This is a genomic window from Burkholderia sp. A9 (assembly GCF_000801975.1).
In genome coordinates this window covers 66,664-84,166 of sequence record NZ_JSZN01000010.1, presented here as the reverse complement: position 1 = coordinate 84,166, position 17,503 = coordinate 66,664, and the positions used below count along the sequence as shown (strand labels likewise).

General features: G+C 59.6%; 16 protein-coding genes. 3 read left to right on the top strand and 13 right to left on the bottom strand.

Annotated elements, in window-relative coordinates:
* Positions 1-287 precede the first annotated feature (287 nt).
* Positions 288-1,538 carry a MalY/PatB family protein gene (locus tag PI86_RS06040; protein WP_014899904.1) on the bottom strand — a complete coding sequence of 417 codons (1,251 nt, stop codon included), beginning with the start codon at positions 1,536-1,538 and terminating at the stop codon, positions 288-290.
* 140 nt (positions 1,539-1,678) lie between these two features.
* Positions 1,679-2,311 (bottom strand): carboxymuconolactone decarboxylase family protein, encoded by a 633-nt coding sequence (locus PI86_RS06035; RefSeq protein ID WP_235362692.1) that lies wholly within the window; start codon positions 2,309-2,311, stop codon positions 1,679-1,681.
* A gap of 140 nt (positions 2,312-2,451) precedes the next feature.
* Between PI86_RS06035 and gcvA the strand changes: the two genes are divergently transcribed.
* Positions 2,452-3,369, top strand: coding sequence for a transcriptional regulator GcvA (gene gcvA, locus PI86_RS06030; protein WP_014899906.1), 918 nt, complete (start codon positions 2,452-2,454; stop codon positions 3,367-3,369).
* Positions 3,370-3,465: 96 nt separating this feature from the next.
* Here gcvA and PI86_RS06025 read toward each other — a convergent pair whose 3' ends face one another.
* Positions 3,466-4,650 (bottom strand): MFS transporter, encoded by a 1,185-nt coding sequence (locus tag PI86_RS06025; protein ID WP_014899907.1) that lies wholly within the window; start codon positions 4,648-4,650, stop codon positions 3,466-3,468.
* Positions 4,651-5,045: 395 nt separating this feature from the next.
* Positions 5,046-5,936: a LysR family transcriptional regulator gene (locus tag PI86_RS06020; RefSeq protein WP_039319825.1), complete on the bottom strand. Its 891-nt coding sequence runs from the start codon at positions 5,934-5,936 to the stop codon at positions 5,046-5,048.
* A 127-nt stretch (positions 5,937-6,063) separates the two neighbouring features.
* On the opposite strand from PI86_RS06020, the gene PI86_RS06015 reads away from it, so the two are divergent.
* A complete protein-coding gene (locus PI86_RS06015; RefSeq protein WP_014899909.1) occupies positions 6,064-7,257 on the top strand; it encodes a M20 aminoacylase family protein in 1,194 nt (397 codons plus the stop codon).
* A 36-nt stretch (positions 7,258-7,293) separates the two neighbouring features.
* Positions 7,294-8,595, top strand: a complete 1,302-nt coding sequence (locus tag PI86_RS06010) for an MFS transporter (protein WP_039319823.1) — start codon at positions 7,294-7,296, stop codon at positions 8,593-8,595.
* 139 nt (positions 8,596-8,734) lie between these two features.
* Here PI86_RS06010 and PI86_RS06005 read toward each other — a convergent pair whose 3' ends face one another.
* The 9 genes from PI86_RS06005 to PI86_RS05970 all read right to left on the bottom strand — a co-directional run bounded on the left by PI86_RS06005 (position 8,735) and on the right by PI86_RS05970 (position 17,489).
* A complete protein-coding gene (locus PI86_RS06005) occupies positions 8,735-9,337 on the bottom strand; it encodes a c-type cytochrome (protein WP_014899911.1) in 603 nt (200 codons plus the stop codon).
* The gene (soxC, locus tag PI86_RS06000) at positions 9,324-10,631 is read right to left on the bottom strand and encodes a sulfite dehydrogenase (protein ID WP_014899912.1); all 1,308 of its coding nucleotides are present in this window, start codon (positions 10,629-10,631) and stop codon (positions 9,324-9,326) included. Before soxC ends, PI86_RS06005 begins: the two co-directional genes overlap by 14 nt.
* A gap of 145 nt (positions 10,632-10,776) precedes the next feature.
* Complete coding sequence (locus PI86_RS05995; protein WP_235362696.1) at positions 10,777-11,358, bottom strand: disulfide bond formation protein B; 582 nt, start codon at positions 11,356-11,358, stop codon at positions 10,777-10,779.
* Complete coding sequence (locus tag PI86_RS17310; RefSeq protein WP_014899914.1) at positions 11,358-11,531, bottom strand: hypothetical protein; 174 nt, start codon at positions 11,529-11,531, stop codon at positions 11,358-11,360. The genes PI86_RS05995 and PI86_RS17310 overlap by 1 nt, the downstream gene beginning before the upstream one ends.
* A gap of 247 nt (positions 11,532-11,778) precedes the next feature.
* Complete coding sequence (locus PI86_RS05990; RefSeq protein WP_014899915.1) at positions 11,779-13,062, bottom strand: MFS transporter; 1,284 nt, start codon at positions 13,060-13,062, stop codon at positions 11,779-11,781.
* 80 nt (positions 13,063-13,142) lie between these two features.
* Positions 13,143-14,345: a mandelate racemase/muconate lactonizing enzyme family protein gene (locus tag PI86_RS05985; protein ID WP_014899916.1), complete on the bottom strand. Its 1,203-nt coding sequence runs from the start codon at positions 14,343-14,345 to the stop codon at positions 13,143-13,145.
* A 203-nt stretch (positions 14,346-14,548) separates the two neighbouring features.
* Positions 14,549-15,442 (bottom strand): D-2-hydroxyacid dehydrogenase, encoded by an 894-nt coding sequence (locus PI86_RS05980; protein ID WP_052319379.1) that lies wholly within the window; start codon positions 15,440-15,442, stop codon positions 14,549-14,551.
* Between the two features lie 516 nt (positions 15,443-15,958).
* Positions 15,959-16,627, bottom strand: coding sequence for a GntR family transcriptional regulator (locus PI86_RS05975; RefSeq protein ID WP_039319815.1), 669 nt, complete (start codon positions 16,625-16,627; stop codon positions 15,959-15,961).
* Positions 16,628-16,763: 136 nt separating this feature from the next.
* Positions 16,764-17,489, bottom strand: a complete 726-nt coding sequence (locus PI86_RS05970; RefSeq protein WP_014899919.1) for an amino acid ABC transporter ATP-binding protein — start codon at positions 17,487-17,489, stop codon at positions 16,764-16,766.
* Positions 17,490-17,503: the final 14 nt, after the last annotated feature.

The window sequence follows — 17,503 nt, the reverse complement described above, 5'->3', positions numbered from 1 at the left end:
AATGAAGCCCTTATTTTAGTTTGCCGCGGACCCGGGGAAATCCGCCCACATTCCGATATACGGCATCATCCGATGGCGCAACGATAATCAATTCCATCGCATAACGAATTATTTGATAATCTATCAAACGACTGAGTCGTGATCGCGTCGGCCTGATCGGCCAGCTAGTCAGTTCCGCCTCGGGTCAGGCACGAGGAACACAGCGTTCCGGCCGGCGCGCACGCGCCGGCCGACCGCTACCGCACCAGATCCGCTCCCCTTCTCAGGCCACGCGCAAACCTGCTCGCTCAGAGGCCCGCTACCGCATCGGTCAGACGGCGGACGGCTTCGTCGATCGTGGCGCGGGAGCAGCCCAGATTCGCCCGCATATAGCCGTGCCCCTCGATGCCGAATTTCTGCCCCTTGTCGAGCCAGACTCGCGCCGTCGTCAGCATGAACTTGTTGAGCGCATCCGCATCCATGTCCATGCCGCGACAGTCCATCCAGGCCAGATACAGTGAATCGGCCGGGAGAACCTCGATTTTCGAGGTCATGCCGCGGATCGCTTCGCGGAAGTAGAGATGATTGCCGCGGAGATACACGAGCAACTCCTCCAGCCATGATTCGCCATGTGCATAGGCGGCTTCCGCCGCAACCATGCCGAGCGTGTTGACCGACTGGTAGGAATTCCGGTCGTACTGCCGGCGCAGTTCGTCACGGAGGCGACGGTTCGCGACGAACACGTTCGCGCTTTGCAGGCCGGGCAGATTGAACGTCTTGCTCGGTGCCGTGCAGGTGATACTGTTTTCCGCAAATTTTTCGCTTAACGAAGCGAACGGAATATGCTTCTTCGCCGGGTTGATGATCAAGTCCTGATGAATCTCGTCGGAGATCACGAGAACACCGTGGCGGAGACAGATCTCCCCCATGGCCGTCAGCTCATCTTCCGACCATACGTTCCCGGTCGGATTATGCGGATTGCTCAGGATGAACAGCTTGGTGTTGTCCCGGATCGCCGCTTCGAACACCTTTTCATTGAAACGGTACCCGGTATCCGTACGTTCGAGCGGCGCCAGCGCCAGCCGCCGACCGTTCAGCAGGACGTCATCGTGGAAATGCGCATAGACGGGCGGCTGAATCAGGACCGTATCGCCCGGTGCGGAAAACGCCTGTATCGCCGTCTTAAGCGCGGTGATGATGCCGCTCGTCTGCATCACCCACTCCTTGGCCACATCCCACCCGAACCGTTTCCCCTGCCAACGGACCACGGCGTCCAGGTAACTGGCGGTTGCGCCGCACGAGTAGCCGAAAACGCCGAACTCCACGGCTTCGTGAAGGGCATCGATCACCGGCTGGGGAGCCCTGAAATCCATGTCGGCCACCCACATCGGCAGCGGCTGCGCTGCAAATTCATCTGCTGCGAGGAGTTTTTCGCCAAGCGCCCACTTCAGCGAATTCGTGTGCTTCCGGTCCACAACGCGATCGAAGACCGAAGTTTCCTTTCCTGCTGCTGCACCACAAACGAGTGATTTTGAATAAGCGCTCACGATAACTTCCATTACTGTAGGACCGCGCGCCAGTGGCGCGACTTCGTATTGGGACAAGAGTAACAGCGTGGATTCATGAGCAACAATGGTATGTTCTCATGGACCCGTGAGCGTAGCTCATGGGTTCATCGCGCACCCGTACTCGGGCGGTGTCATATCGCCAGCGCGACCAGGAAACGCGAAACCATGTTGTACGCAGCAACTGTCGCCACGGCTTCCACGGCCTTGCGTTCTCCGAAGAGCGCTTTCAGTTTCTCGATGGCGGCCGCGTCCACGACGACTCGCCTGGTCGATTGATCGGCGAGTTCAAGCAGGACTCGTTCCCTCTCGTCGAATAGTGCGCTCGTCACCTGGTCGGCCTGAATGGCGCTACATTTCTCGAGCGTGCCGCCCGCCTGCAGGTAGGCGGGCTGATGCACCCGCCATTCGAAATCCGCGCCGTTCAACACAGCGACCCGCAACATGATCAGTTCGCGATACTCGAGCTCAAGCTCGAAGTCCGCGCGAACTCGACGCAGAAGCTCATTCCACCCCATTGCAAGCGGGAAACTCTTCAGCAGTATCCGGTCTATACCGATCAGCTCGCCGTTCGGCCGGCGCGCACGCATGCCGGCGAGCAACTCGGGAGGAGCTGGCTCCCCATCCTGCCAAGGGACTACTCGTACACCACTCATGAATCTCTCCTTCATCAATATTTGGATGGTCGCGGGAACGTCATCGACGATGCGCCACGACCATCGCGTTGCGAATGCTGATGGAAAATCTTTGTAGGATTTTCTTCTCATGCTCCGCCCCCTCTCGCTCAGTAGTCCATCCCAGCAACTCGAGAAACCATCAGACCAATCGACCATGCAAAAAAATTTTGCGGTCAACGGATCGGTGTCACAACTGCTATATTCTTTGCACGTGACAAAGAAAAACTTTCATGAAGACACCTATCTTTCTGAATGCGCTTCGAGCCTTCGAAGCGAGTGCGCGGCACCAAAGCTTTTCGGCCGCCGCGGCCGAACTGAACGTGACGCCAGCCGCGGTAGGACAACAGGTCCGCTCGCTCGAGGAGTGGCTGGGTACGCCGCTGTTTCGCCGGGAAGTGAGCGGGCGCGTCCGCCTGATTCCCACTGAAACGGCAGAGCAAGCGTTGCCGGATATCCGCGCGGGCTTTGATCGGCTCTCGCTCGGCATGAGCCGCATGCGCCAAGGGGCAAGGAGCGGCGTGCTGACTGTGGCAGTCAGCCCGGCGTTCGCGGCGAAGTGGCTGCTGCCGCGGATCGAAAGATTTCATGCGACCTGCCCCGAGATCGACGTTCGACTCGATACGAACCTCAAGCTCGTCGACTTCGCCGCGCAGGGCGTCGATATTGGCGTGCGATACGGTCGGGGAGCTTGGTCCGGGCTTCTGTCCGAGAAGTTGATGGACGAGCAGATCTTTCCGGTTTGCTCGCCCTCGTGGCTCGACAAGAACGGTAGCGTGACAGCGCCGAGCGACCTCGCCGGCAAGGCGCTGATACATGATCTATCGGTAGACGCTCATATCGGATTCGCGTCATGGAACGACTGGCTTCAGCGAGCGGATGCATCGAACGTCGATGCCAGCCGAGGGATGCAGATCAACAACTCGGCCGCCGTCCTGCAGGCTGCGATCGACGGGCATGGTGTCGCACTGGCCCGGAGCGTGATGGCCGGCGACGACCTGACCGCAGGGCGCCTCGTGCAGCTATTTCCCGCTGTAACGTGGACGTCTGAACTGGCTTACTACATCGTCTATCGCGCCGAATACGCGTCTCTTCCCAAACTCGTTGCTTTTCGGGAATGGCTGATTCAGGAAGCGGCATCAGGGCAGTGAACGTTCGTGGTCGGCCGGCAACACGCGACTCTCGTGCCCACCGGCTCACATCCCATCGTCGTCGACGCTCGACGCCGACCGGCGAAATCCGTTTTTCTATCCGGCAACCGCGTGTCTCGACGATTTCAGCCACATCACACAGATCGTTGCGACCACAACTGGCGGCAGGATCAGCCCCGATACGAGCGACCACCCGAACGCGCTCAACAAACCGCCCGAGACGAACGATCCAACGACCATCGCACCGAATACGATGAAGTCGTTGATGGACTGGACGCGCGGCCCTTCTTCTGGCGTGTGGCATGCCAATACCTGAGCCGATGCGCCGAGGAACCCGAAGTTCCAGCCCGCACCCAGAAGCAGCAGCGCGCCCCAGAAGTGATAATCCGTGATGCCGCTCAACCCGGCCAATGCAGCAAGCGCGATCAACGCCATTCCGGCAAGGGTTACGTTGAGCGCGCCAAAGCGAGCAATCAGCCGTCCGGTGAAGAAGCTTGGGGCATACATCGCGATTATATGGATTTCAATGCCGAGGTTGGCATGCACCCGCGAGATCCCGCATAGCTCCATGGCAAGTGGCGCAGACGTCATCATGAAGTTCATCATCATGTAGCTCACGACGCCACAGATCATCGCCACGACGAAGCGCGGTTGTGCGAGGAGCATTGAAGTTGGACGTCCCGATGCATGACGCGAGCTCGGCGGCTGGCGCTCGAACCTGACGCCCGACAATACGACGGCCGACAGCGCGGCCGCGCCGGCAGCGGCAATATAGGTGACTGCATACACGTGCGGCGACCATAGATTCATCGTGCCCGTGACCAACTGCGATCCAAAAACGCCGGCCACCACGCCGCCTGCCAGAACTGCTGACAGCGCCCGCGGACGATTTTCCTCGGATACGCATTCGGCGGCCGCGAAGCGGAAGCTCAGCACGACAGCCGCATAGGAGCCGCCGAACAGCAATGCGAAGCAAAAGAGCGAGAAGGACTGGATGACCAATGCCAGTGCGGCCACGAGTCCCGCGATCACGCCACACAAGTTTCCGGCGAGGAAGGCGAGGTGCCGGCCGTAGCGCCGCGCGATCATCCCGACCGGCAGCGTCGCGATCGCCATGCCCACGACGAACGCGGATATCGGCAACGTCGCCAGTTCGGGGCTTGGCGCGAGGAAGTTTCCGATAATCGCGCCGGTCGCATAGACGACGGTCGAATTGGCGCCTGCGAGTGCTTGCGCGATGGCCAGACGCAGCACCGAACTGCTGACTTTCGAATTGAGCATCGGAGAATGGAGTCCGCATGCCGGCCTCCCATTCGTCATTGACCGGTATCAACTTCGGCGGTGAAGCGTCAGCGACCGTCATCTGATGGAGCCGGTCTTGTTGTCGATGTCGAACGAGTCCGCGGCGAAATGGCAGCACCGGGAAAGTGATTGATAGTCAGGCCTGCGACAAAAGGCAACTGCCAGCCGCCCTCCACCACTGACCTGAATCGGCATGAGATTGCGCCGTATTCTTCTCGCTTTCCGCTATGCGGACAACAAAGAAAATATGTCGCCCAGAGAAAGGAAATCTTTCCGCGCAATGCCGTCCACGCGTATCGACACGATCATCCAATCATGCAGACGGAGCGCACCGAAGCCGGCTTCGGTACCGACGAACCGGTTCCTCCGTTACGTCATTGCCGAACGTACACGGTCACGACATCGATGAACCGCCTCAGGACGGACGAGCACCGGTCTTCGCGCCACACGAACTCCCACTTCTGAACGACGTCCAGGTCCGGAATTCTCATGCAGGCGACTGACTCCGGCATGGTGTTGTTCGCCATCTCGGGCAAAACGGTACAGCCCATGCCTGCCGAAACCAGCGTCAGCATGGAGCCTGCGTCAACGCCATGCGCGGACACTTTCGGCACGAAGCCCGCGTTGAAGAAGCTGTGGACCAACGAGTCATGCCAGGTGGGCGCGGCGCTGCGCTGGACCCAGATGAAGTCCACATCGTTCAGGTCACGCAGCGATTCCGGTTTGCCGCGCTCCCATTGCCAGTCCGCCGGATAGAACAACAGCAGTTGCTTCGAACACACCGGTATGCCATTGAGAGACGGATCGTCCTCCGGCCTGAAAAGCAAAAAACCGGCATCTAGCTGTCCGGTCGACAGCTGTTTCAATTGCGCCTCGGACAGCAGGTGGCTGAGCGTGATCGACACGCCCGGAACTTCCCGGCGAAAGGCCTTGATTATCCCCGCGATCTCCGGTACCGAACCCTGCCGGATCGGCAGCGCGATCGAAAGGTGTCCGATTTCGCCACGGCCGGCTCGACGAACGCGATCCATTGCAGTGGCCGCATCGTCGAGCATCTTCGTGGCGTCCGCGAGCAATTGCTTTCCGGCGTCAGTCAGATTGACTCCGCGCGTCGTTCGATCGAACAACGGCGTACCTAGCTCGACTTCCAGCGCATGCATCTGGCGCGTCAGCGCAGGTTGGGCCACGTGCACGAGCCGCGCCGCGACACTGATGCTCCGGCATTCGGCAACCGCAACGAAGTAACGCATCTGGCGCAGATCCATAGGGATACCTTCGCGGTATGGCGGACATCAGAAATCGGTATTTTACGGCATGGGCCGCGGTTCGTAGCATGCGATCAGGCTGCAACGATGAGCCGATTCAATCATCGTCCACCGGATTCGACCGCCCATGCCGCACACGATCATCGAAGCAATTCGCTCGGAACTCGCGACCTTTCTTGCACTCCGTCGCGATCTCCATGCCAACCCGGAACTGGGATTCAACGAGCATCGAACGGCCGGGGTGGTCGGCCAGACGCTTCGCGAACTCGACATCGAATATCACGAAGGTATCGGAAAAACCGGAATCGTCGGTGTCATCCGCGGGCGGGGGAACACCCACGCACGTGCCATCGGCCTTCGAGCGGATATGGATGCGTTGCCGGTTCTGGAGCGCACCGGGCTCGACCATGCGTCGCGATGCGATGGAAAAATGCATGCATGCGGGCACGATGGACACGTCGCCATGCTGCTGGCCGCCGCGAGCTACCTGCAGCGCACCCGCAACTTCGACGGCACTGTCTACCTGATTTTTCAACCGGGCGAGGAAGGATACAACGGCGCGCTGGAAATGGTCACGGACGGGCTCTTCGAGCGATTTCCGATCGAGCAGGTGTACGCGCTTCACAACTGGCCGGACCTGCCGCTCGGCACGATCTCCGTTCCGATCGGCCCGGTCATGGCCGCTGCGGACGGGTTCAGGATCTGCATCCACGGCAAGGGCGGACACGGCGGCGTCGCCCCTCACCTGACCGTGGATCCGGTACTCATCGCAGCGCACGTCGTCACCGCGCTCCATTCCATCGTCAGCAGGAACGTGAATCCGCTGGAGGCGGGCGTGATCAGCATCGGCGGGATTGCCGGGGGCAATCTTGCCGCCCGTAGCGTCATCCCGGAAGACGTGACGATCGCCGGTACGGTTCGTTCACTGAAGCCCGAAGTACGTCAGGTGCTCGAGGCCCGCCTGCGCGAAACCGTCGAAGGCATCGTTCGGGCATTCGGTGGCGCCGTCACCATCGAATACAGCGCGGGCGTCCCGGCCACCATCAACTCCGAACCGGAGGCCCGGCTTGCCCAACTGGCGGCAGCCGAGCTCGTTGGTCAGGATAACGTAGTTCATCAACCGGTTCCGAGCCTCGGCGGCGAGGACTTCTCATTCATGCTGCTCGAACGTCCGGGCGCCTACGTCCATCTGGGCACCGGGGACAACGAGCATTGCCACGGCCTTCACAGTGCCCATTTCGATTTCAACGATTCCGCGATCCCCATCGGCGCCGCGTTGCTCGCTCGAATCGCGGAGATGAGCATACCGATGACCCTGTAACGACGACGACCATTCAATAAATCAAGGAGACGAATCATGCAGCTTCAGCAAACGAAGGTAACCCCGCGGTGGTTGCAAGTATCAGCTGCCATAGTCGGCAACGCACTGGAATGGTACGACTTCGGCATCTACGGCACGCTTGCCATCATCATTTCGCAAGTTTTTTTCCCGGATGCCGGCCTGTACTCCGGGTTGCTCCTGACGACCGCCACTTACGGAGCGGGATTCGTCACGCGACCGCTGGGCGGCATCGTCATCGGGATCTATGCGGACAAGCGCGGCAGAAAGGCGGCACTCCAGCTGATCGTCGCCTTGATGGCGGTGTCGATGCTGATTCTGGTGTTGACGCCATCCTATGCGACCATCGGCATAGCGGCGCCGATACTGGTTCTGGTCTCTCGCCTGCTGCAAGGCCTCGCCTCCGGAGGCGAGTTCGCGTCCGCCACCGCTTACCTGGTGGAAGCCGCCCCGCCCCATCGAAAAGGCCTGTACGGGTCATGGCAGATGACCGGCCAGGCCATCGCGATGCTGCTCGGCGCAGTCTCCGCGCTCGTGCTGACGTCCGTATTCACCAAACAGCAACTCCTGGACGGGGCATGGCGGATTCCGTTCGCGCTCGGCTTGGTGATCGCACCGGTGGGCTGGTGGATTCGTCGGCATCTCGACGAGACCCACGAGCCGACCCAGGCTCGGTCGGCCGGAACGACCCTGGTCCTGCGCGAACTGTTCAGCCAGTTCCCCAGGGCTATCGCAGCCGCGCTCCTCCTCACCACCAGTGCCACTGCAGGCGTCTATGTGTTCATCAGCTACATGCCGACTTTTCTGAGCCGCGAACTGCACGTGCCGCTGTCCAGCTCGTTCACAGTCCAGTCGATCGCGCTCGTCGCGCTCACCTTGATGGCGCCGGTCACCGGATGGCTGTCCGACCGGTTTGGCCGGAAGCGCGTCATGCTCTCGACGATGATCCCGTTCACGATCCTCATCTATCCGATGTTCCATTGGGTGCAAAGCGCCCCGTCGCTCGCGCACATCGTGATCATCTACGTCGTGCTCAGCATTTTCTTCGGCGGTTTCCTCGGGCCCTTCACGACGGCGCTCGGCGAGCAGTTTCCCGCCGGCATCCGCTCTTCCGGCCTGGCAATCTGCTACAACCTCGCGGTCATGGTGTTCGGAGGGTTTGCCCCGTTCAATGTCACTTTGCTGATCCATGCAACGGGTCTGCCGCTGGCCCCGGTGCTGTATAGCGTGGCGGGCGGCGTGCTCGGCGTAGTCGGCTGCCTGCTCAGCACCCCGCCTTCCGCACGCGAGCAGCGCGATACGGCGCTGGTGGTCCCGTAAGCCGATCCCCCGGCATGTCCTTGCGCGCCGGCACGTGTTGTCGGCGCGCAAGGCATCTCCGAACGCCGCGATGCTGCAACACGCGGCCATGGCCCGGATATGCAACGACGTTCGCGAGTGACGGGGACCGGCGACGGTATCAGTCGCCGTCAGCCCTCGGACGCGCCAGCTTCTCGCTTTGCGCACTACGGATAAAGCCGTCACGGTTTGGCATCACCACGGCAGGGAGCGTCTTTTCATTCATCACGGCAGGTGCGGGAATCACGCCGTTGCGCGACAGAATGAACGCGACGAGCGCGTAGACCTCGTTGCTGGTCAACGAGCCCGGGGCCGTCAGCGGCATCGCGCGCCGGATATAGTCGAACACGCCGGTTGCGTATGGCCAATAACTCCCGACCGTTTTCACGGGCACATCGTCAGCCAGCGTCCCGATGCCGCCAACGAGCCGCGGAAATGCGCCTCGCTCCGGAACAGAAACGCCCTCCCCATTCGCGCCATGACATGCCGCGCACCGCATCGCAAATACGGCGGCGCCCTCTGCCGCCGTTCCATGTCCGATCGGAAGCCCGGTGCCGTCGGGTACGACATCGATATCCCATCCTGCGATCTCCTCGGCCGTCGGGCTGCGGCCGACATGCATCGACGGCTTCGCAACGGACTGCGCGAATACAGTACACGCGGTTCCCGCGTATATCGCACTCGCGAGCAGCAACCTACGCAGGGTCTGGTCAGACGCGAACATTGGTCACCTCCCCGTTGCGATCGACCTGCCAGCTCTGGATGCCGTTCAAGTGATAAACCGAATTCACGCCGCGCGCCTGGATGATGCTCTGCATCGACGGCTGTTCGTATCCCGTCTCGTCTACGCACCGACTCTGCAGGATGGCCGGTGAGCCATCCCAGTCCCAGTCGAGCCTGAATCTCGTCAGGCACTTCGAGAGCACCGGTTCCTGAAGCCGGGCACGGCGCCAGGTCCGTCCGCCATCGGTCGATACATCGACCTGCCGGATTTTTCCTTCCCCGGACCATGCGAGACCGGAGATCTCGCGGTACCCGGACTTATCCAGCAGCATGCCGCCCGAAGGAGACGTGATGACGGACTTCGCCCGCATCACGAAATTGAACTGCCTGGCCCTCCCGCCTTTCAGCAATTCCGTGTAGTACGCGGTCTCCTCGTAGGTCTCGAACGGCGCAGCGCCGAATTTCAGACGCCGCAACCATTTGATGTTCATGTTGCCTTCGTAGCCCGGCACGAGCAGTCGCAACGGATAACCCTGCGACGGCCGCAGCATTTCGCCATTCTGCGCATAGGCAAGCATCGCATCGTCGAGCAGCTTTCGCACCGGAATGCTGCGATCCATCGCTGCCGCATCGGCCCCTTCGGCAAGTGCCCAGGTCGCTTTCGGGTCGATCCCGACATCGCTCAACACTGTCGAAAGCAGAACCCCGGTCCATTCCGAGCAACTGAGCAGTCCATGCGTTTGCTGGACGGTCTTGCCCGTGGGCCTGCGCCATTCCGTCGACGTATTGCCCGAACATTCTATGAAATGCATGCGCGAGACGCTCGGATAGCGCATCAGGTCGTCCATCGTCAGCATCAGCGGTCGCTTGACCATCCCTTCGATCAGCAGTCGGTGTTGCGAAGGGTCGATGTCCGGAACGCCCCCGTGGTTGCGTTCAAAATGCAGCCCGCTGGGCGTCACGATGCCGTGAAGGTGTTGTAACGGTGTGAAGTTCCACGAGGCCAGGTCGATTGCCGTCGTGGTGGTCGGAATGCGCACGACATTCTTTTCGTACGAAGACGGCGTGCCGTATCCGGTCAGCCCTCGTCCCGGTGCCATCATCCAGGCCGGGCGACCGGGAGGCACATTCGTCCCCTCGGAGGGCTCTTGCGACCCCGCTGCACGATTCCGACCACGTGCGGATTCCGAACCTGCGTGAGCAGTGCCGACGCTCAACGCCGCGCTCGCGCCCAATGCGGTCGATGCAATATTCTTCAATGCAGTACGCCTGCTGATCTTGCCCACGTCTCCCATTCTCTCCTCCAGGGTGGATCGACCATGCCGACCAGGCAACATGACAGCATGCATCGCGTTGTCGGCAGACCAGGGTCGCGGCCCTGGCCTGCCCGATAAAGATTCGCTTCCTTCACATCGTCGACGTGGCGTCTTCGCGCCCGCGTCACGGTTTCATGACGTCCCCGTCATAGAGCATCTGATAATGCTTTTGTCCGCCCGCCTTGAACGTATGGAATCCATTCTGCAGAAAGGCGGAAAGCAGATTGGCACCGACCAGGAGGACAAATACGCCGATCACGATCGATCGCGGAATGGATGGCGAGCCAACCGCCAGTTGTTCGTTGCCCGTGGCGACCGGCGCGTGCAACGCCAGCATGACCACGCAATACATCAGCGCGACGGTAAAGGCGATGTACGACCATGTGTACATATGCAGGCCGAAAATCGCCGATCCGGTGGGGGTCGTGTACGGCGGGGCCTTCGCGAACATGAACAGCAGGCTGATCAGCCCGCCGATCAGGGCCCCGGATGCACTGAGAACGTAGTTCCAGGCGCTCACCCCGAATCGCATGTTCAGCAACAGGCCGCTGCCGAACAACATGAATCCGACGCGAATCAGATTGCAGAATGCGCACGGCAGTTCACCGAGCACGATCTGATAGTAAAACGCCTCGATCAGGACAAAACAAACACCCGCAAGCGCCGCCACATCGATATTCCGGAGATTTCGACCGTCACGTTTCATCACCACGACCCCAGCTTCGAGAGATCGGCCATGTGATGACTGCCGTGAAACACGGTCCACACGACGACCAGAAGCGCACAAACCATCCACAGGAGGCGTGCGTTTTTCTGATTTCGCAACGACGTGATCGTCGCCGCGAATGCCACCAGCACCGGGATAAAGCCAATAAACATTTATTGATTCCAGTTATCGGTTTAAAAATTTGTTTCCTGACCGAATTTAAGACATCGCGACATGACTGTCTGTCGAGTATTTGACGTTGTATATATAGGAACAGACAACCTTCACGCGTGATTCGTGTTGGCGAATCACCTGACTCGTCGAGGCAATCGAAGGTTGACCGCTTGTTCGAAGGCGCCTGATTGACGCACATCCCGGCACGCGTTTCGTGTCGTCGTGCCGGGATTGCAGGGCCGGGGTTCAGCGCCCCTTGAGCGTCATGAACAGCATGATGAGTGCCGAGATTGCGCTGCAGCAGACCAGGAAGTAAAGGCCGTACGCATACGATCCCGTCATATGGATGACGAAGCCGATCGCCGTTGGCGCCAACGCTGAAAATCCGTTTGCGAGGCCATTCATCAGCCCGGACCCGATGCCGATTGCATTGCGCGGCACGATATCCTGCAGCATCGTCCAGACCGGCGGAAAAGCGAAACCGAGTGCCCCGATGCCAAGTGAGAGCAGAATCGTGGCCATCACCGTGTTACTCAACGTCGCGCCGAACAGCACGCCGAGGCTGACAACGACCATTGACACGAAAATCAGGGGCGCCCGCTGTCCGGTCCTGTCACAGACATACCCCGACGCGATTTTCGCGACGAACGCCAGAATCCACGGCAACGACGAAAGGACACCCATCTCACCCCACGAGAACCCCTTGGCCTCCTTGAGATAGGTCGGCAACCACGTAATCGTCCCCCAGAAGATTGACGCGTGGAAGGAATAGTACGAAACCAGAAGCCAGAACCGGTAGTCGCGAGTGAATGACCGGGTGCCCGCCGCGAGCGAGTCACCCGTCTCCGGCGAACCGTCTCCAGGCTGGAGGCCCGCCTCGATATGGTCGAGTTCCAGCTCATTGACTTTCTTGTGCTGTCGCGGCGTATCCGTCGTCATGAACCAGACGAGAGCCAGCGGGATCAACCCCAGCGCACTCAGGATCACGAAACTCGACCGCCAGCCGCTGACCTGAATGATCATCGTGAACAAGGGCATCGCCAATGCCGGCGCAATCGACAGCCCGGTCTGCCACACCGCGTTTGCCTTGCCTCGCTCGGACACCGGGAACCACTCCTTCACATACTTGCTCTGCATCGGAAAGTGCAGTCCCTCGCTCATGCCCAGCACGGCCCGCGACACCAGAATCGTCATGAACGCAGTCGCCATCCCGCCGACCAGTAACGACAGGGCCCAGCACGCAATCGACAAGGCCATCGCCTTGCGTGCGCCGATCCTGTCACCGAGCGGGCTGAGAACAACGTTCCCTACACCGTAAGCGATCAGAAACACCGTCATCAGGAGACCCTTCTGCACCGCATTACCGGCGATGCCCATTTCCGCAAGAAATGTCGGATCGACGACCAGGATCGAAACGTTGACCCGGTCTATATAAGAGAAAAACAGGACTGCGAGCAGAATCGCCGCCAACACATGACGTTGGCGCGTCGGACGGTCGGTCAGAGCCAGAACCGCTTTGTTCGACAACATGGGGGTCTCCTCCATAAGACGGATCAAATGACTTCTGATCCGTCTTTATTTCCATCGCTCCGAGACGGAGCGATGCCGGGTCACTCGATCGTATAGGCGAGATAGTCTTTAACCACTTCGTCGTTGAGCGCCTGGCCCAGTCCCGGCACATCGGGAACCTTGAAGCGCCCGCGATGCGGTTGATAGTCGTTCACGCAGAGTTCACGCACACAGGACTTCAGCGCATAGGTGTGGTGCTCGTGAATGACGAAGTTCGGGATCACTGCTTCCAGATGCAGCGACGCAGCCGTCGACACCGGGCCGCCGCAGACATGTACCTGCACCGTTGCATCGTAGATGTTGGCCATGTCGCAGATCTTCTTGCCCTCAGTAATGCCGCCGACCAGGCACAGGTCCGGCTGCACGACCGCCAGCGTCTGTTTTTCGAGGAGTTCCCGGTATCCCCAGCGCGTATAGGAGCGCTCACCGGTTGAGAGCGGAATGTGCGTGTTGGCGGAAATCTTCTCGAAATTCTTCGAGTTCAGCGGGTTCACCGGCTCTTCATAGTAGAAGATGTTGTACGGCTCAATGGCGCGCGCGAACTGAATTGCCGAATTCGTACCGAGCAGCGAATGAATCTCGCAGATGATGTCGACCTGTGGCCCGACCGCGTCCCGAATTGCCGCGATGCGCTCGACGCCCATCTGAAGATCGTCGTAACGCAATATCCCGTAGTTTTTCTGGTTGATTTTGGCAACGCCCGTTTTCACGCCGTCGCGGCCGATCTGCAGCGGATCCACCTTCACTGCGTCATAGCCTTCTGCGAGAGCAGCCCGAGCGCTGGCCGCATACTGCTCCGGCGTCACGTTCTGCGAGTACTCGTCGCCCCAGCCGAACTGCAACTGGCTCGCGTAAGTCCGAAGGTCGTCGTTCGTCTTGCCGCCAAGCAGTTGATACACCGGTTGGTTCATGACCTGGCCGCGGATATCCCAAAGCGCGATATCGTAGGCACTGATGCCGCCATAAACGACCGGCCCGCCGCCTGCACCCCAGTAGGTGGTTCGAAACAACAGCTCCCACAGCGCCTCGACCTTCATCGGATCGCGCCCCAGCACGAACGGGGCGAAATCGCGCAGAATCCCGACGGCAGCTTTCGCGCCCGCACCATACGCAAGCCCTACCTCGCCGATACCGCTGATTCCCGCATCGGTATGCACGCGAACCATGACCGGATTGAACTTCGCCATGGCCGGATCCTTCCGGTTGACCTCGCAATCGAAAATCTCGACCTTTGTTATCTTCATATATCCTCGAATATAAAAAATACACAAACAATTGAACCGGCACGCCGCAAAGCGCAGGGCATGAAAAACAAGTGTCGACTCGAACAGGATTCACTCGGGGAAGCACACTTCACCCGCCCAATAAACCAGAGTGGTCTAATTTCCGGTGTCCGGCAATCCTGCTACCGAGAAGTCGGCCTCCCTGGTCAATTAATTTCGAATAACTAACTTATAGATACCGGGTTCTTAAGTTTCTCGCCTCTCGCGAGCCTTCTCAGATTCTCGGAGACGATGTCCTTAATATTGTCAGGAACGATATCCGACACGGCCCCTGCAACATGCGGAGTAATGATAAGGTTCGGGGTCGACCAGAATGGATCGCTGCGAGGCAATGGCTCCGGGCTGGTGACATCGACGGCCGCGCCGCCCAATTTCCCGGAACGAAGCGCATCGTCGAGATCGGTCTGGTTGACGATGTCTCCCCTCGCTACGTTGATGAAAAGCGCACCATCCTTGAACCGGGAGAACGCCTCTCGGTCGAACATGCCGACCGTCTCCGACGTCGACGGCACCGCAGCGACCACGACGTCGGCCTGCGAAACCACCGTTCGGAAGTTCACGATCTCCGCGATTTCGTCGACGAAGGCATCGCCCTCGCCCGCGCGATTCAAACCAATGGTGCGCATCGAGAATGCTTTGGCCCGAACGGCCAGCGCCCTGCCGATCCTGCCGTATCCGACGATCGCGATCGTCTTGCCGTAAAGGGATCGCGACGAGTCCGAGTAGGTGCGCCCCCATTGCCGGGCCGCTTGCAGAAACAATGCGTCCGGAATGCGCTTGCTGAGTGCGAGAACGAGCATCATTGCATGCTCGGCCACCGCAATCGACCAAGCGTCGGCAGCATTGGTGACTTTTGCGCTCGGCGGAAAACCATACTTCACCAGATTCTCAAACCCCGCGGACATCAACTGAATGAGCTGTAGCCGCGTGGATCGACCGACGACGTCTGCGATCTCCTTCGTGTACGACGGACCGGTCGTGACGAGCACATCCGCATCGGAGATCATCGCGGCCAGCTCAGATGCGTTGTCGGCCGGCATGATTTTCAAACGGATCATTGTCCAGTTCCATCGCGACCAGCGATCGCGCCAACGAACCAAGATAAGCCACTTTCATTCGAATCTCCCGATACACGCGCGATTCTCATCGCGTTGACTGCTTGTTACGACTCGCGATCGATTGCAGCCGCCCGAAGAACACAGCGAAAGTTTAGGTATCCATCGAATACAGCGTCAATGAATGGCCTCGCGCGCTGGCCTGCCAGGATTATGAAAATGCCGATTGACACAGGATTCGAAAGCCGATCAACGCCGGCCAATCGGGATGCGGACCGGACGCCAAGGACGGGTACGGTTGGTGAAGCGCCGTGTCGTGCTTCGGCGAAGCAGCCTTTCAGTAACGCTCGACGAACCGCTATGAGTCGCATGTTGATGCGCGACGCTCATTCAAGCACCACAGGTGAACCGGCGCCGCAAAGGCATCGCCGAAAGCACTAGAGAGGAGCATGGAACCCGCTTGACGCGCCCCGAGGACTTCCGGAGAGCGCGAGGTGCATGAATAGCCGGCAGGCAACGTCACCCGTCGAAGGATCGAAGGAGATTCTTTTCCCGAGGCGAAAAACTCGTCTTGATATGTTTCTGGAGTCTTTCGCAGGCCAGCTCCACGTGACCGTCGGTCAACAGTTCGACGACGGAACGATGCGATTCGAGGGACGCGTTGTAGTGAGCGTCGGGAAAGGTCAGGAGGCTGCGCATCGTCCAGATTTTGATTTCTATGTTTCCGTAGGCCTCCGTCAGGTACTTGTTTCTGGCACAGACAAATGGAAGTCGGTGAAACTCGCGGTCGAGCATCCGATATTCGAGGTGATCGTTGCTCCGGAATGTCAGTGTGCTGGCCTTTTCCAGATTTTCCTGCATGCACTGCAAAAATATCCGACGGTTCGATTCCATCGAAATCCGGATGGCAGCGCACTCGAGAACTTCTCTCAAGGTGTTGAGCTCATCGAACTCCTCGAGATCGAGCGAGAAGACAAACGTTCCGACCCTGGGCCGAACGTCGAGCAAACCGACTGCCGACAGGCTCGCCAATGCATGACGAATCGTCGCCCTGCCAGCGCCAAACCGCGTGGTCAACTGGTCCTCGCTGATCTTCCCCCCCATCTCGAATTCACCGGTGGCGATCAGCTCCTTGATCTTCTGTTGCAGCGCTACGGAATCGGGAGCAGCGCAAAAGCGATCTTCCATTTTCTGTCACTAGTACATTTCAGGATCCTGTGTGCGGATCAGAGAATCGCGCACGGCCACCTCAGCGCCGGCGGCAGCGATGGCACCCGCCAATGCGGGTGCCATCGCTACACGGGGAACGTGTGCACGTCGGATTTCAATGCAGGACCTTCGCGAGGAAATCTCGAGCGCGCTCCGATCGCGGTGCGTCAAAGAAGCTGTCCTTCACGCAGTCTTCCACGATGATGCCGGCATCCATGAACAGAACGCGGTCCGCAACTTTGCGGGCAAAGCCCATCTCGTGCGTCACGCAAACCATCGTCATCCCTTCCTGCGCGAGCTCGATCATCACATCCAGGACCTCGTTAATCATTTCCGGATCGAGTGCAGATGTCGGCTCATCGAACAGCATGGCATGGGGATCCATCGACAACGCCCTCGCTATGGCCACACGTTGCTGCTGTCCTCCGGACATTTGTCCCGGATACTTCTGCGCGTGACACTTGAGCCCCACACGCTCCAGAAGCGTCAGCGCCTTGTCCTCCGCCTCGTCGCGAGGCCGGCGAAGCACCTTTAGCTGCGCCAGGGTCAGATTTTGAAGAATTGTCATATGCGGGAACAGTTCGAAATGCTGAAAAACCATTCCAACTCGCGACCGAAGCGACGACAGGTTCGTCTTCGAATGTCCCACGCTGACGCCATCGACCGTGATCGAGCCTTCCTGAAATCCTTCAAGACCGTTGATCGTCTTGATGAGTGTCGACTTGCCAGAACCGGACGGTCCGCATACGACGACGACCTCACCTTTCTGAACCGCAGTCGTGCAGCTATCGAGCACACGAAACTGGCCATACCACTTCGAGACGTTATTGATGTCGATCATGTTGGGTTACCTAT